The organism is Rhizobacter sp. (assembly GCF_035702065.1).
Lineage (GTDB): Bacteria > Pseudomonadota > Gammaproteobacteria > Burkholderiales > Burkholderiaceae_C > Rhizobacter.
The window spans coordinates 1-14777 of sequence record NZ_DASSRA010000402.1; the positions used below are offsets into that span (position 1 = coordinate 1).

Genomic DNA, 14777 nt, shown 5'->3' on the forward strand with positions numbered 1-14777 from the left:
CTGCAGTGGGACGCGTGGGACAGCCTGGAGCTCCCGGTGCTGTGCCTGCGCGGCGAGAGCTCCGACCTGCTGCTGGCCGAGACGGCCGAAGCGATGCGGCATCGCGGCCCGCGTGCCGTGGTGGCCACCATCTCAGGGTGCGTGCACGCGACCGCGCTGAATACACCAGAACAGTTCGCCCTCGTTGAGCGCTTCTTCTCCGCCTGAGCCAGAGCGAGCGCAGCGAAGCGAACCATCGGACACCCCCGCGGAGCCGGCTCCGCCGGTCCGCTTGGGGGGCGCCCCTTGGGGGCCGGAGCGCAGCGACTGGGGGGCTCTCTCAGCGCCTGACCTTGCCGTCGGGGCCGATGATGGAGAGGTCGGCGAACACCAGGCCCGTGTGGTCGGCCGAGCTGAAGTTGACCTCCATGCCGCCGATGTCGAGCTTCTGCAGCGTGTTCAGCGCACCGAGGAGCTTCTCGCGCGTGGGGTTGGGGCCGGCCTTGCGCAAGGCCGCCACCAGCACCTTGGCGGAAGCGAAGCCTTCCATCATGGCGGGCGACACACCCTCCTGGCCCTTGGCCACCGCCAGGTCGACCGCCTCCTTCACGATGGGCGCGGCGAGCGAGCGCTCATAGGGAAACACCTGCGTCACGATCACGCCGTGGGCATTGCTGCCCATCTGCTTGACGAAGCCGCCCGAGGCGTTGTTCGACAGCGTGACGATCTGCGCCCGCGAGCCCGCGGCACGAATCGCCTTCGTGCCTTCGACCAGTGCGGCGGCCGTGCCGATGAACACGACGGCCTGCGCGTCGGCCTGGGCCAGCTTGGGGGCGATGGCGCTGAAGTCGGGCTTGTTGCGGTCGAACTTCTCCAGCAGCAGGGGCTCCTTCTTCACCTCGGCAAAGCCGATGGCGGCGCCGGCCGCGGCATCGGCGCCGAAGGCATCGTCCACGTGCCAGACGGCGATGCGCTCCATGCCGATCAGGCTCAGGTGCTTCACGGCCCGCTCGGTCTCGCGCTGGTAGGTGGCGCGCACGTTGAAGACGTACGGCTGCACCGGCTTGTGCAGCGCCATCGCGCCGGTGGAGGGGCCGACCAGCGGCACCTTGAACTCGCTCAGTGCCGGCAGCATGGCCTGGGTGTGCGGCGTGCCGCGGCTGAGGAAGAGGGCGATCGCCTTGTGCTCGACGATCAGCTTGCGGGCGTTCTCACCCGAGAGCTTGGGGTCGAACTTGTCGTCCAGCGAGACCAGTTCGATCGTCTTGCCGTTCACGCCGCCGCTGGCGTTGACGGCATCGAAGTAGAGCTTGGCGCCGGCCGTGGTTTCCTGGACGCCGGCAGCCACCGGGCCGGTGAATGCGGCCGTCTGGCCGATCACGATCTGGGCCGTGGCGGGCAGGGCCAGCGCGAGAGCGAACAGGCCGGCCGCCGCGCGGTGGGCGGCGGCAGAGTGGAGTTTCAACATGGGACTGCCTGGGGTGCGCCGCGCGGCGGCGCGGGTTGGGTGAATCAGCGGCGGAACTTGCCGTCCGGGCCGACGATGGAGAGATCGGCGTAGTCGAGGCCGCTGTGGTCGGTGGAGGAGTAGCTCACCTCCAGCCCGCCCAGATCGACGCGGTTGAAGGTTTCCAGCGCGCGGCGCAGCTTGTCGCGCGTGGGCGCCGGGCCGGCGCGGCGCAGGCCTTCGACCACCACCTTCGCGGCGACGAAGCCCTCCAGCATGATGGGCGTGAGGTCCATGTTCTTGGCCTTGGCCAGTTCCATCGCCTCCTTCACCGCCGGCGAGGCGATCGAGCGCTCGTAGGGGAACACCTGGCTCACCACCACGCCGTGGGCGAGGGGGCCGAGGTCCTTGACGAAACCGGCTGAAGCGTTGTTCGACAGCGTGACCATCTGCGCGCGCGAACCGGTGGCGCGCAGCGCCTTCATGCCGTCGATCACGGCGGTGCCCGAGCCGATGAACATCACCGCCTGCGGGTCCTTGGCGACCACGTTCGGCATGATGGGTGCGAAGTCGGGCTTGGCGCGGTCGTACTTCTCGTGCGCCACCGGCTCCTTGTTGACGGCCTTCAGGCCCTTGAGCGCGCCCAGCACCGCGTCAGCACCAAAGGTGTCGTCGACCTGCACGATGGCGATGCGGTCGATGCCGATCAGGCTCAGGTGCGAGATGGCGCGCTCGGCTTCGCGCTGGTAGGTGGCTCGCACGTTGAAGAGCCAGGGCTGCACCGGCTGGTGCAGCACCATCGCGCCGGTGGACGGGCCGATCAGCGGCACCTTGTTGTCGTTGAGCAGCGGGATGATTGCCTGAGTGTGCGGCGTGCCCCGGTTGAGAAAGAGGCAGATCACACCGCCGTCGATCAGCTGCTTGGCGTTGGCGGCTGCGAGCTTGGGGTCGAACTTGTCATCCAGCGAGACGAGCTGGATCTGCGAGCCGCCCACGCCGCCGTGCGCGTTGACGGCATCGAAGTACAGCTTGGCTCCGTCGGTGGCTTCTTTCACCGAGGCCGCGACGGCACCGGAGAAGCCGGCGGTCTGGCCGATCTTGATCTGGGCCCAGGCGGGGGTAACGCACAGGAGCCACGCAGCACACAGCAGCAGTTTCTTCATTGCATCCTCGTGAGACAGCATGCAATGGTAGGGGCGCGCCTCAGTAGAAACGTGTGGGTCTTACGGATGGTTGCCGGAGTCTCCAAGAAAGAACGGCGGCGGTCAGAGACCGCCGCCGCCGCTTGTCAGTTTGGGACGCTTATCGGCGGAAAGTGCCGTCGGCTGCCACCATGGCCAGGTCGGCGTAGTCGAGACCGGTGTGGTCGGTGGGGGTGAAGCTCACCTCCAGCCCGCCGATGTCGACCCGGTTGAAGCCTTCCAGCGCCTTCTTGATGCTGCTGCGCGTGATCTCCTTGCCGCTGCGGCGCAGGGCGGCGACCAGCACCTTGGCGCCCGCAAAGCCTTCCAGCATCTGCGGCGTGAGTTCGGGCAGGTTCTTGGCCTGGGCCAGGCGCGAGGCCTCGGCGGCCATCGCCACCTTGAGCGAGCGCGCCGACGGGAACACCTGGCTGATGATCAGGCCCTGCGCGTTCTCGCCCATGCTCTTGATGAAGCCGGCCGAGGCGTTGGGCGACAACGTGGCGATGGTGGCGCGCGAGCCCGCGGCGCGCAGCGCCTTCACGCCGTCGACCACGGCCGTGCCGGTGCCGATGAACAGGATGGACAGCGGCTGGGCCGCCACGACCTTGGGCACGAGCGTGCTGAAGTCGGGCTTGGCGCGGTCGAAGATCTGGTGCGTGGCGGGCTGCTTGCCCATTTCCTTGAACACCTTGAGCGCCCCGGCGGCGGCGTCGGTGCCGAAAGAGTCGTTCACCTGGATCAGGGCCACGCGCTCGGCGCCGGCCATGGCCAGGTGGCGCGTCACGTGTTCGGCTTCGCGCTGGTAGGTTGCGCGCACGTTGAACACCCAGGGGTGGACGGGTTGGTGGAGCACCATCGCGCCGGTCGAGGGGGCGATGAGGGTGATCTTGTGCTCGGTCAGCAGCGGCATGATGGCCTGCGAGTGGGGCGTGCCGCGGTTCAGGAAAAGGGCGACGATCTTCGGGTCGGCGATCAGTTTCTTGGCGTTCTCGGCGGCCAGTGCCGGGTCGAACTTGTCGTCCAGCGACACCAGTTCTATTTGCTGGCCGTTGATACCCCCTTCGGCATTCACCGAATCGAGATATAGCTTGGCGCCGTCGGTAATCTCTTTGACACCGGCTGCCGCTGCGCCGGTGAAACCAGCGGTCTGGCCGATCCTTATTTGCGCCATACAGATAGCCGGCAACATGAAGCCGGCGATGGCCAGGGCCACCATACGTCTAGCGTTCATCGAGAAGCTTCTCCGAGTGGGTTTACTGAAGACTGAAACGATGCTCGCGCAGTTGCGTAAGCTTCGCGTAAGACATGTCGCTCAGGTGATTGTCACGGGCGGCACCCCCGTTTTGGGGAACCCGCGTCCTAAAAACCACGGTAACCAAGCGAAACACGGCGTGATTCTGTGAGATTCCGCGGCACTTTAAGCACGCTTGTCCAAATAGTCTCTTCAATTGAGAACTAATACCTCGTGGGTTTTCCCGGCTGCCCCTCATTGAATCTGTGCAACTCAGCACGCTTGCCTCGATATGCAGTTGATTCATCGCCCAGTTTGGCGAATGACGCGGCCGGGCACTGAAACAATCCCTGCTGCATTCAAACGACAGGAGACACGATGAAGTGGTTGCGATTCCGCCAGGGTGGCCGTGAAGGGTTTGGCAGCCTGCACGGCCAAGAGGTATCGGTCCATCAGGGTGATCTGTTCGGTGCACACCAGTCCACCGACGAGCGCATTTCGCTGGACGGGCTGGAATGGCTCACCCCCTGTGTGCCCGGCAAGATCATCGGGCTGTGGAACAACTTCAATGCCGCGGCCGAGAAGAACGGCTGGGCCCGGCCTGCCGAGCCGCTGTACTTCCTGAAGGCGAGCAGCAGCGCCGCGGCGCATGGCCAGGCCATTCGTGCCCCGGCCCACTATGAAGGCCGCGTGGCCTATGAGGGCGAGTTGGCGGTGGTGATCGGCAAGACGGCGAGCGCCGTCAGCGTGGACGCGGCGCCGGCGCACATCTTGGGCTACACCTGCGCCAACGACGTGACGGCCATGGAACTGATCGGCCGCGACCCGAGCTTTGCGCAGTGGGCGCGTGCCAAGAGCTTCGACACCTTCGGCGTGTTCGGCCCGGTCATCGAGACCGACTTCGACTTCGCGCAGGCCACGCTGCGCACCCGCGTGGGCGGGCGCGAACGGCAGAACTACCCCTTGTCGGACATGACCTTCTCGCCGGCCGAGCTGGTGTCGCGCATCTCGCACGACATGACGCTGTACCCGGGTGACGTGATCCTGTGCGGCACCTCGCTGGGCGTGCTGCCGATGAAGGCGGGGAGCGAGGTGGAGGTGGAGATCGACGGGATCGGGGTGCTGAAGAACGTGTACGGCTGAGGGTGGCCCGCTCAGGCCTTCACACCGGTTGCATCGGCAACTTGCCCTTGCTGTCCACCAGCGTCTTGCCCAGCAAACTCGCCAGCGCATAGACCGCGTCGATGGTCGGTGTCGGCGTCCCGGTGATCCGCCCCAGCTCCACCACGCTGCCCACCAGCGCTTCGAGTTCCAGCGCGCGGCCGGCCTCCACGTCCTGCAGCATCGATGTCTTGTGCGCGCCCACGGCCTCGGCGCCGGCGATGCGCTTGTCGAGCGAGATCTTGAACTCCACACCCAGCTTTTCGGCCAGCGTCTGCGCCTCGCGCATCATGCCGGCGGCCAGCGCACGCGAGGCCGGGAAGCGGCAGATGTCTTCCAGCGTGGCATGCGTCAGCGCGCTGATGGGGTTGAAGCTCAGGTTGCCCCACAGCTTGACCCAGATCTCGCCGCGGATGTCCTTGCTCACCGGCGACTTGAAGCCGGCCTTCATCATGGCCTGCGACAACGCCTCGATGCGTGGGCTGCGGCTGCCATCGGGCTCGCCCAGTGTGAAGCGGTTGCCTTCGATCACCCTTACCACGCCCGGCGCCACCAGCTCGGCGGCGGGGTAGACCACGCTGCCGATCACGCGCTCGGGCTCGATGTGGGCGGCGATCACGCCGCCCGGATCCACGCTCTCCAGTTGCCGGCCTTCGTACGGCCCGGCCAGCTTGTGGAAGTACCACCAGGGCAGGCCGTTGATCATGGTGACGACCATGGTCTCGGGCCCGAAGAGGGCGCGCAGCTCGGGCAGTACGTCCTTCACCTGGTGCGCCTTGAGCGTGAGCAGCACTGCATCCTGCGGGCCGGCGTCGGCCATGGCCTGCACGGCGCGCACGCCCGAAGCGTGCTGCTCGCTGCCGTCTTCGAGAATCAGCTTGAAGCCGTTGGCGTTGATGGCCGCCAGGTTCTTGTTGCGCGCGATGAAGGTGACGTCTTCACCGGCCAGCGAGAGCTTGGCGCCCAGGTAGCCGCCGATGGCCCCGGCGCCGACGACGGCGATCTTCATGCTGCGCTCTCCCGCACCTTGAGCCGGCTGCGCGTGGCGCCCAGCAGCGGCCACAGCAGCATCAGGAGCGCCAGGCCGACGATGCTGCTCACCAGCGGGTTGGCCCAGAAGATCGACAGGCTGCCTTGCGACAGCAGCATTGACTGGCGGAAGCTCGCCTCCGCCATGTCGCCCAGCACCAGCGCCAGCACCATCGGCGCCAGCGGGTACTTGAGCTTCTTGAAGAGGTAGCCCAGCACGCCGAAGACCATCATCATCACCACGTCGAACATCGCGCTGTGCACCGTGTACGCGCCGATGGCGCAGATGACGACGATCACCGGCGCGATGATCGAAAACGGGATGCGCAGGATGGCGGCCCAGAAGGGCACGGTGGTCAGCACCACCAGCAGGCCGACCAGGTTGCCGAGGTACATCGAGGCCATCAGGCCCCAGACGAAGTCCTTTTGCTCCACGAACAGCATCGGCCCGGGCTGCAGGCCCCAGATCAGCAGGCCACCCAGCAGCACAGCGGCGGTGGGCGAGCCGGGGATACCCAGCGTGAGCATGGGCAGCAGGGCCGAGGTGCCGGCGGCGTGCGCCGCCGTCTCGGGCGCAAGCACGCCTTCGATCTGGCCTTTGCCGAAGCTCTCGGGCTCCTTGGACATGCGGCGCGCGATGCCATAGCTCATGAACGAGGCCGGCGTGGCGCCGCCGGGCGTGATGCCCATCCAGCAGCCGATGGCCGTCGACCGCAGAAAGGTCAGCCAGTAGCGCGGCAGGCCGCGCCAGGTCTCGAACACCACCTTCATGTTGATGCGCGCGCTCTTGCCCTTGAAGGCCAGGCCTTCTTCCATGGTGAGCAGGATCTCGCCGATGCCGAAGAGGCCGATCACCGCGATCAGGAAGTCGAAGCCCTTGAGCAGTTCGGGCACGCCGTAGGTCATGCGCAGCTGGCCGGTCACGGTGTCCATGCCCACGGCGGCGAGCGCGAAGCCCAGCATCATCGACGCGATCACCTTGGCCGGCGGCTCCTTGCTCATGCCCACGAAGCTGCAGAAGGTGAGCAGCTGCACGGCAAAGAACTCGGCCGGCCCGAACTTGAGCGCGAACTTGGCCAGGATGGGCGCGAGGAAGGAGATCAGCAACACCGCAAACAGCGCGCCGACGAAAGACGAGGTGAAGGCTGCCGTGAGCGCCTGCGCCGCCTTGCCCTGCTGCGCCATCGGGTAGCCGTCGAAGGTGGTGGCCACCGACCAGGGTTCGCCGGGGATGTTGAACAGGATCGAGGTGATCGCCCCGCCGAACAGTGCACCCCAGTAGATGCACGACAGCATGATGATGGCCGACGTGGGGTTCATGCTGAAGGTGAGCGGCAGCAGGATGGCGATGCCGTTGGCGCCGCCCAGGCCCGGCAGCACGCCGATCAGCACCCCGAGCGTGATGCCGATCAGCATGTAGCCGAGATTGGGCAGGGTCAGCGCGACGCTGAAGCCGTGCAGGAGGTTGTTGAGTTCTTCCATCAGAAGCCCATCAGTCGTTCGATGGGGCCCTTGGGCAGCGGCACCAGGAACCAGCGTTCGAACACCAGGAAGAAGGCCACCGGCACCGCGATCGACGTGCCCACCGTGGCGGGCCAGCCGAACTGGCCGTATCGGCGCATGAAGTAGCCGATCAGCACGGCCGAGGCGACGTAGATGCCCAGGAAGGCGATGCCGCCCACGTACACCACCATCGGGATCAGCATCGCGAACACCGTGGCGAGCTGTTCGCGCTCGGCGAACACCGTGTTGATCGCGCGCCAGTTGATCAGCGTGCTGATGAAGATGGTGGCGCTTGCGGCCAGCAGGAAGAGGCCGATGTAGAACGGAAAGTAGCCCGAGCGCGGCCCGTCGTCGGCCCAGCCGATGCCCACGCGCAGGCTGTCGGCGATGACGAGCACGGCCACCAGCAGCAGGAAGCCCGCCACGCCGAGTTCGGGCCCGCGCGTGTTGGGGCCGGGCTTGTCGTTCCCTGTGGGTTCGGACGGCGTGTTGCTCATGCCTTCAGGGCGCCATGAAGCCGGCGACCTTCATCAGCTCGCGGTGAATCTGCTCGTTCTTGCCCAGCCAGTCGTTGAACTCGGCGCCCTTCATGCTCGTCTGGTTGAAGGCACCCTTCTCCATGAACTCCTTCCAGTCGGGCGTGGCGCGGATCTTGTCGAACAGGCCGTTGTAGTAGGCCACGTGCTCGGGCGTGACGCCCGGCGGCATGAACACACCGCGCAGCATCAGGTAGTTGACGCGCAGGCCCACCGCACCGCACGGCGGCACGTCGCTCCACGACATGGCGTCGGCCAGCTTGGTGGTGTAGGGCAGCTTGTCCTTGTCCATCACGCACAGCGGACGCAGCTTGCCGGCGCGCCAGTGCGATTCGGCCTCGATCGGGTTGTTGACGGTGGAGTCGATGTGCTTGCCAACGAGCTGCACCGCCACGTCGCCGCCACCCTTGAAGGGCACGTAGATCATCTTCTTGCCGAGGGTGTTTTCCAGCAGCACGGTGATGATCTGGTCTTCCTGCTTGGAGCCGGTGCCGCCCATCTTGAAGGTCTGGTCGGGAGCGGCCTTGATGGCGGCGATGTAGTCCTTGGTGGTCTTGTAAGGCGAATCGGCGTTCACCCACAGGATGAACTGGTCGAGCGCCAGCATCGAGACCGGCGTGAGGTCGCGCCAGTTGAAGGGCACGCCCGTGGCGAGGGGTGTGGTGAAGAGGTTGGACAGCGTGATGACGATCTTGTGCGGGTTGCCCTTGTCGCCTTTCACGTCGAGAAAGCCTTCGGCGCCCGCGCCACCCGCCTTGTTGACGACGATGATGGGCTGCGCGCTCAGCTTGTGCTTGGCGGCCACGCCCTGGATGAAGCGGGCCATCTGGTCGGCGCCGCCGCCGGTGCCGGCCGGCACCACGAACTCGATCGGCTTGGTGGGCTCCCAGGCCAGCGCCGGGGCGGCAGCGCCCAGCAGGGTGGCCAAGCCCATGGCAGTGGCCAGGGCGCGCAAGTTGAATCGGACAGTCATCACGCTGATACCTCTCTGATTGGAAGAACTAGGAGAAACGGCGGTGGTTCAAAGCCCCAGCTTCTGCGCCAGGCCGATGCGTTGCAGCTTGCCGGTGGCGCCCTTGGGGATCTCGTCCATGAACAGGATCTTCTTGGGCACCTTGAACTCGGCGGCGCGCTTGGCCACGAAGTCCTGCAGCTCGCGTTCGGTGGCGGCGGCGCCCTCCTTCAGCACCACGACGGCGGCGACCTCTTCGCCCAGCTTGGGGTGCGGCATGCCGAAGCACACGACCTGGTTGACGGCCGGGTGGTCCATCAGGATCTCGTCGACCTCGCGCGGGCTCACCTTCTCGCCGCCGCGGTTGATGATCTCCTTCAGCCGGCCGGTGAGGCTGATGTAGCCGTCGCTGTCCTTGGTGCCCTGGTCGCCGGTGCGGAACCAGCCGTTCAGGAAGCCCTCGGCATTGGCCTTGGGGTTGTTCTCGTAGCCGGCCGTCACGTTGGGGCCCTTGATGACGATCTCGCCGATCTGGTTGGGGCCCAGCAGCGAGCCGTCCTCGCCCATGATCTGCACCTCGGGGCCGGCGGGCAGGCCCACGCTGCCGGGCTTGCGCGCCAGCGGCGGCAGCGGGTTGGAGGCCATCTGGTGCGTGGCCTCGGTCATGCCGTAGGCCTCGATCAGCGGGGCCTTGAAGATCTCTTCCAGCTCCTTGATGACCTGCGGCGGCATCGACGACGAACTCGAGCGCAGGAAGCGCAGCGGGTTGCGCGCGATCACGTCGGCGTTGCCCTTGGCGCGGCCGATGATGGCCTGGTGCATGGTGGGCACGGCGGTGTACCAGGTGGGCTTGGCCTCGTCCATCCAGGTGAAGAACTTCAGCGCGTTGAAGCCCGGCGTGCAGAAGACCTGCGAGCCCGCCGACAGCGGCGCCAGCACGCCGGCGATCAGGCCGTGGATGTGGAACAGCGGCATGATGTTCAGGCCGATGTCCTTGGCGGTGAGTTGCAGCGTGGTGCGGATGTTGTGCGCCGAGGCGCACAGGTTGCCCACGGACAGGGGCACGATCTTGGGCCGCGAGGTGGTGCCCGAGGTGTGCAGCACCATGCCCACGTCGGCAGCCTGGGAGAAGCCGCCGTTCGTGGTGGGCGTGGCCGCGGCGCCGTCGCGTGCCTGCAGCGTGAAGTGGCCCGCCGGGGCGCCGGTCGGCACCACCAGGTCGACCACGCGCACGCCGAGCTTGCGCGCCACTTCGATCGCGGGCGAGGTGCTGCCCTGTTCGACGATCAGGACCTTGGCGTTGAGGTCGGAGAGATAGAACTCGAACTCGTCAGCGCGGTAGGCCGGGTTGAGCGGCGCGCTGGTCGTGCCCGAGGCGCAGGCCATGTAGCAGGTGGCCATCTCCGGGCCGTTGTTGAGCACGATGCCCACGCGGTCGTTGCGGCCCACGCCCAAGGCGTTGAGGCTGGCCAGCGTGCTGGCGATCAGCGCGCGCAGGTCGCGGTAGGTGAGGGCGGGGCGGCCGGGGGCCGAGATGGCGGTGGCGGCATCAGCGCCTCCGGCCAGCAGTTGCTGGAGCGTGGTGTGCATGGGCTTCCCTAGGGCAGTCACGCACGAAGCGCCGCCTCAGTCAGTTCGTCGGATGAAAGTCATTATGTGTGGTGTGCACGAACGTGCAGCAGGTGGATCAAGGAAGTGAAATCCCTGATAGCCAGCGCCTCGCCGTGTCACACAACCATCACAGACCGAGCCAGTTGCCGATGCTCAGCATGTCGGCCTCGCTGTAGGCCGCGAAGCCGGTGAACTTGGTGGCTTCGAGCTTCTTCTTGCCTTCTTCCGTGGTGTCCAGCGACAGCAGGTACTCGCGTACCTTCTCCACCTGCTCGGGCAGCAGCACCGGGCTCGCGATGATGTGCTTGATGGGCACCGGGCGCGACTTGCCGAGGATCTTGCCGCCCTTGGTCTGCCAGGCCTTGATCACGCCGCCGGCGGCCGTGGCGCCCGCCTTGGTGAGGTTGTTGTCGACGAAGAAGGGCACTGCGTCCTGGTAGCGGGTGTAGACGAACTTCACCTGGTCGGTGGTGCCCAGGGTGTCGCGCAGGGTAGCGCGCACCATCCACGAGGTGATCGAGTCTTCATCGGGCAGGCCCAGCGAGCTGTTGCGCAGGTCGGCCAGGGTCTGCATGGGCGAATCGGTCTTCACCAGGAAGTTGGCGGTGTACTGCTGGAAGCCCTTGGTCACCACCAACAATTTGTAGCCACTTTTCTTGATGGCCTCGATCGACAGGTGGGCGGGGTGGATCATCGCCAGGTCGTACTGCTTGGCGGCCAGGCCGCGGCGCAGGCTGGGGTAGTCGGCCACCGGCTCGATGCTCACCGGCTGCTTGAGCAGCTTGGACAGGTCGGCCGCGATGGCGGTGTACTTGGCCCGGATCTCGTCGTTGCCCACCCGGTAGGTGACACCTTCGTTGATGGCAAAGACCAGTGCCTGGCTGCAGGTGCTGGCCACCGCCAGCACGGCGCCTGCGAAGGCGCGCAAGAGGGTCGAACGCATGATGGATGAAACAGGAAGTGAAGGCTGTAGCGTAAGGCGAATGGAGGGGTGCGCTGTGTCGGGGTGCAACGGTTGGCGAAAGCGGTGCTATTTCTCGAATCCCCTTGGCGGGTGCGTGGCAGGAGCGCACTCCTAGAATTCCCGCCCCTCCTCGTCTGCGCGCCTCCCCATGACCTCTGGACTCATCCGCATCCGCGGCGCCCGTCAGCACAACCTCAAGAACCTCGACCTCGACATCCGCACCGGCGAGATGACGGTCGTCACCGGCCCCAGCGGGTCGGGCAAGTCCAGCCTGGTGTTCGACACGCTGTACGCCGAGGGGCAGCGCCGCTACGTGGAGACCTTCAGCGCCTACGCGCGCCAGTTCCTCGACCGCATGGACCGGCCGGCGGTGGACCGCGTGGACGGCGTGCCACCCGCCATCGCCATCGACCAGACCAACCCGGTGCGCACCTCGCGTTCGACGGTGGGCACGATGACGGAGCTCAACGACCACCTGAAGCTCTTGTTCGCGCGCGCTTCGGAGTTGTTCGACAAGAAGACGGCGCAGCTGGTGCGGCACGACTCGCCGGAGACGATCTACGCGGAGTTGATGGCGCGCACGAAGGAGAGCGATCCACGGCTGGTGGTGACCTTCCCGGTGGAGCTGCCCGCCAACACCAGCGCGGCCGAGATCGAGCAGTGGCTGGCGGCGAGCGGCTTCACCCGGGTGCAGGCCGAGCGCGAGGTCGCCTCGCCCACCGGGCCGCGCAAGGTGCTCGATGTGGTGGCGGATCGGTTCCGCCTGCAGGGCACGGAGAAGGTACGCGCGATCGAGGCGATCGAGATGGCGCTCAAGCGCGGCAGCGGGCGCGTCAATGTGTATGTGCAGGGGGATACGTCGAGCGGGCCTTCGATACCTCAGGCTGAGCGGGCGGAGGCGGGCGCAGAGTCTCCGGCGGCGGTGTTGTGGCGCTATTCGACTGGGCTTCACTGCCCCGACAGCGACATCCGCTACGCCGACCCGCAGCCCGCGCTCTTCTCCTTCAACTCGGCCATGGGCGCCTGCGACGCGTGCCGCGGCTTCGGCCGCGTGATCGGCGTCGACTGGGGCCTCGTGATCCCCGACCACCGCAAGACCCTGCGTGCCGGTGCGATCAAGACCATCCAGACGCCGGCGTGGAAGGAGTCGCAGGACGACATGCTCAAGTACGCGGGCGATGCCGGCATCCCGCGCGACACGCCGTGGTCGGCGCTGAACCAGGCCCAGCGCGACTGGGTCATCAACGGCTCGCCCAACTGGAAGGGCCAGTGGAACAAGCAGTGGTACGGCATCAAGCGCTTCTTCGAGTACCTGGAATCGAAGGCCTACAAGATGCACATCCGCGTGCTCTTGTCCAAGTACCGCAGCTACACCACCTGCCCGACGTGCAACGGTGCGCGGCTCAAGACCGAGGCGCTCCTGTGGCGCATGGGCACCAAGCCCGACGCCGACGGGGTGCTCGCACCCGAGAAGCGCTTCCTGCCCAGCGGTGTCGACTGGTCGCGCGAGCAGCTCGAAGCCTTGCCCGGCCTCACGGTGCACGACCTGATGCTGATGCCCATCGACCGCATCCGCCGCTTCTTCGACGGCATCACCTTGCCCAGCAGCATGCTGGATGAAGCGCTCAAACTGCTGCTCGACGAGATCCGCACGCGCCTCAAGTACCTCTGCGACGTGGGCCTGGGTTACCTCACGCTCGACCGCCAGAGCCGCACGCTGTCCGGCGGTGAGGTGCAGCGCATCAACCTCACCACCGCGCTCGGCACCTCGCTCGTCAACACCATGTTCGTGCTCGACGAGCCCAGCATCGGCCTGCACCCGCGCGACATGGACCGCATCGTCGAGGCGATGCACCGCCTGCGCGACGCCGGCAACACGCTCGTCGTCGTCGAGCACGACCCGGCGGTGATGCTCGCCGCCGACCGCCTGATCGACATGGGCCCGGGTCCCGGCGAGCGCGGCGGCACCATCGTCTTCGACGGCACGCCGGAGGCAGTGAAGGGCGCCGACACGCTGACCGGCGCCTACCTCGGCGCGCGCAAGCAGGTCGGCATGGGCCTCAAGCGGCTCGTCACCGACAGCACGCCGCGGCTCATCCTCGAAGGCGCACGCGACCACAACCTGAAGAACGTGACGGTCGAGTTCCCGCTGCAGCGCCTGGTGTGCGTGACCGGCGTCTCCGGCTCCGGCAAGAGCACGCTGATGCAGGACGTGCTCTACCCCGCGCTGGCCCGCCACTTCGGCAAGGCGACCGAAACGCCCGGCGAGCACGACCGCCTGCTCGGCGGCGATTGGCTCTCCGACGCGGTGTTCGTCGACCAGTCGCCCATCGGCAAGACCGCGCGCTCCAACCCCGCCAGCTACGTCGGCGCCTTCGACGAGATCCGCAAGCTCTTCGCGCAATCGCCGCTCGCGCAGCAGCGCGGCTACAGCGCGGCGATGTTCAGCTTCAACGCTGGCGACGGGCGCTGCCCGACCTGCGGCGGCTCGGGCTTCGAGCACGTGGAGATGCAGTTCCTCTCCGACATCTACCTGCGCTGCCCCGATTGCGACGGCACCCGCTACCGTGCCGAGACGCTGGAGGTGAAGATCGACCGCCGCCTGCCCGGCGAGGCCATCCGCGAGCTGAGCGTGGCCGACGTGCTGGAGCTCACCGTGAGTGAGGCCGTGCAGCTCTTCGCGAACGACCGCGAGGTGCTGCGCGTGCTGCAGCCCATTCTCGACGTGGGCCTGGAGTACGTGAAGCTTGGCCAGCCGGTGCCCACGCTGAGCGGCGGCGAGGCGCAGCGTCTCAAGCTCGCCGGCTTCCTGGCCGAGGCCGCACAAAGCTCCACAGCCAGTCGCCAGTCGGTGGCGAAGAAGGGCACGCTCTTCATGTTCGACGAGCCCACCACCGGCCTGCACTTCGACGACATCGCCAAGCTGATGCGCGCCCTGCGCAAGCTGCTCGCCGCCGGCCATTCGCTGATCGTCATCGAGCACAACCTCGACGTCATCCAGAGTGCCGACTGGATCGTCGACCTCGGGCCGGAAGGCGGCGAGGGCGGCGGGGCGGTGGTGTGCGTCGGCACGCCGGAAGAGGTGCGCAGGCACCGTACGTCCCACACCGCGAAGGCGCTCTCCGAATACGACCTCACGATGACAGCGGCCGTGGTGAAGGCGCAGGAACGGCCCCCTCT

At 66.9% G+C, this 14777-nt stretch carries 12 protein-coding genes; 3 read left to right on the top strand and 9 right to left on the bottom strand.

The features are described from left to right. Positions 1–207: alpha/beta fold hydrolase (locus VFL64_RS17555; protein WP_489541672.1), on the top strand; the 207-nt coding region annotated here is incomplete at its 5' end. A gap of 112 nt (positions 208–319) precedes the next feature. Here the strand turns inward: VFL64_RS17555 and VFL64_RS17560 are convergent. The 3 genes from VFL64_RS17560 to VFL64_RS17570 all read right to left on the bottom strand — a co-directional run bounded on the left by VFL64_RS17560 (position 320) and on the right by VFL64_RS17570 (position 3841). Next, a complete protein-coding gene (locus VFL64_RS17560; RefSeq protein WP_489541673.1) occupies positions 320–1447 on the bottom strand; it encodes an ABC transporter substrate-binding protein in 1128 nt (375 codons plus the stop codon). A gap of 44 nt (positions 1448–1491) precedes the next feature. After that, on the bottom strand, positions 1492–2589 hold the full coding sequence (locus VFL64_RS17565) for an ABC transporter substrate-binding protein (protein WP_489541674.1): 1098 nt from the start codon (positions 2587–2589) through the stop codon (positions 1492–1494). 139 nt (positions 2590–2728) lie between these two features. Further along, entirely contained in the window at positions 2729–3841 is a 1113-nt protein-coding gene (locus VFL64_RS17570) for an ABC transporter substrate-binding protein (RefSeq protein ID WP_489541675.1), read from the bottom strand. A 378-nt stretch (positions 3842–4219) separates the two neighbouring features. On the opposite strand from VFL64_RS17570, the gene VFL64_RS17575 reads away from it, so the two are divergent. After that, positions 4220–4984: a fumarylacetoacetate hydrolase family protein gene (locus VFL64_RS17575; RefSeq protein WP_489541676.1), complete on the top strand. Its 765-nt coding sequence runs from the start codon at positions 4220–4222 to the stop codon at positions 4982–4984. 19 nt (positions 4985–5003) lie between these two features. Here the strand turns inward: VFL64_RS17575 and VFL64_RS17580 are convergent, their stop codons facing one another. The 6 genes from VFL64_RS17580 to VFL64_RS17605 form a co-directional block, all read right to left on the bottom strand. Next, complete coding sequence (locus tag VFL64_RS17580; protein WP_489541677.1) at positions 5004–6011, bottom strand: 2-dehydropantoate 2-reductase; 1008 nt, start codon at positions 6009–6011, stop codon at positions 5004–5006. Continuing rightward, positions 6008–7513, bottom strand: coding sequence for a tripartite tricarboxylate transporter permease (locus tag VFL64_RS17585; RefSeq protein ID WP_489541678.1), 1506 nt, complete (start codon positions 7511–7513; stop codon positions 6008–6010). Before VFL64_RS17585 ends, VFL64_RS17580 begins: the two co-directional genes overlap by 4 nt. Beyond that, positions 7513–8031, bottom strand: coding sequence for a tripartite tricarboxylate transporter TctB family protein (locus tag VFL64_RS17590; RefSeq protein WP_489541679.1), 519 nt, complete (start codon positions 8029–8031; stop codon positions 7513–7515). Before VFL64_RS17590 ends, VFL64_RS17585 begins: the two co-directional genes overlap by 1 nt. Before the next feature lie 4 nt (positions 8032–8035). After that, positions 8036–9043, bottom strand: coding sequence for a Bug family tripartite tricarboxylate transporter substrate binding protein (locus tag VFL64_RS17595; protein ID WP_489541680.1), 1008 nt, complete (start codon positions 9041–9043; stop codon positions 8036–8038). A gap of 48 nt (positions 9044–9091) precedes the next feature. Beyond that, the gene (locus VFL64_RS17600) at positions 9092–10612 is read right to left on the bottom strand and encodes an acyl--CoA ligase (RefSeq protein ID WP_489541681.1); all 1521 of its coding nucleotides are present in this window, start codon (positions 10610–10612) and stop codon (positions 9092–9094) included. Between the two features lie 148 nt (positions 10613–10760). Then, a complete protein-coding gene (locus VFL64_RS17605) occupies positions 10761–11576 on the bottom strand; it encodes a phosphate/phosphite/phosphonate ABC transporter substrate-binding protein (RefSeq protein ID WP_489541682.1) in 816 nt (271 codons plus the stop codon). Positions 11577–11745: 169 nt separating this feature from the next. Between VFL64_RS17605 and uvrA the strand changes: the two genes are divergently transcribed. Beyond that, the coding region (gene uvrA / locus VFL64_RS17610; protein WP_489541683.1) for an excinuclease ABC subunit UvrA at positions 11746–14777 on the top strand (3032 nt) is incomplete at its 3' end.

Excerpts from the sequence above, each read along its gene's own strand:
- VFL64_RS17560 (WP_489541673.1), bottom strand. The coding sequence starts at position 1,447 with ATGTTGAAACTCCACTCTGCCGCCGCCCACCGCGCGGCGGCCGGCCTG.
- VFL64_RS17565 (WP_489541674.1), bottom strand. The coding sequence starts at position 2,589 with ATGAAGAAACTGCTGCTGTGTGCTGCGTGGCTCCTGTGCGTTACCCCC.
- VFL64_RS17570 (WP_489541675.1), bottom strand. The coding sequence starts at position 3,841 with ATGAACGCTAGACGTATGGTGGCCCTGGCCATCGCCGGCTTCATGTTG.
- VFL64_RS17575 (WP_489541676.1), top strand. The coding sequence starts at position 4,220 with ATGAAGTGGTTGCGATTCCGCCAGGGTGGCCGTGAAGGGTTTGGCAGC.
- VFL64_RS17580 (WP_489541677.1), bottom strand. The coding sequence starts at position 6,011 with ATGAAGATCGCCGTCGTCGGCGCCGGGGCCATCGGCGGCTACCTGGGC.
- VFL64_RS17585 (WP_489541678.1), bottom strand. The coding sequence starts at position 7,513 with ATGGAAGAACTCAACAACCTCCTGCACGGCTTCAGCGTCGCGCTGACC.
- VFL64_RS17590 (WP_489541679.1), bottom strand. The coding sequence starts at position 8,031 with ATGAGCAACACGCCGTCCGAACCCACAGGGAACGACAAGCCCGGCCCC.
- VFL64_RS17595 (WP_489541680.1), bottom strand. The coding sequence starts at position 9,043 with ATGACTGTCCGATTCAACTTGCGCGCCCTGGCCACTGCCATGGGCTTG.
- VFL64_RS17600 (WP_489541681.1), bottom strand. The coding sequence starts at position 10,612 with ATGCACACCACGCTCCAGCAACTGCTGGCCGGAGGCGCTGATGCCGCC.
- VFL64_RS17605 (WP_489541682.1), bottom strand. The coding sequence starts at position 11,576 with ATGCGTTCGACCCTCTTGCGCGCCTTCGCAGGCGCCGTGCTGGCGGTG.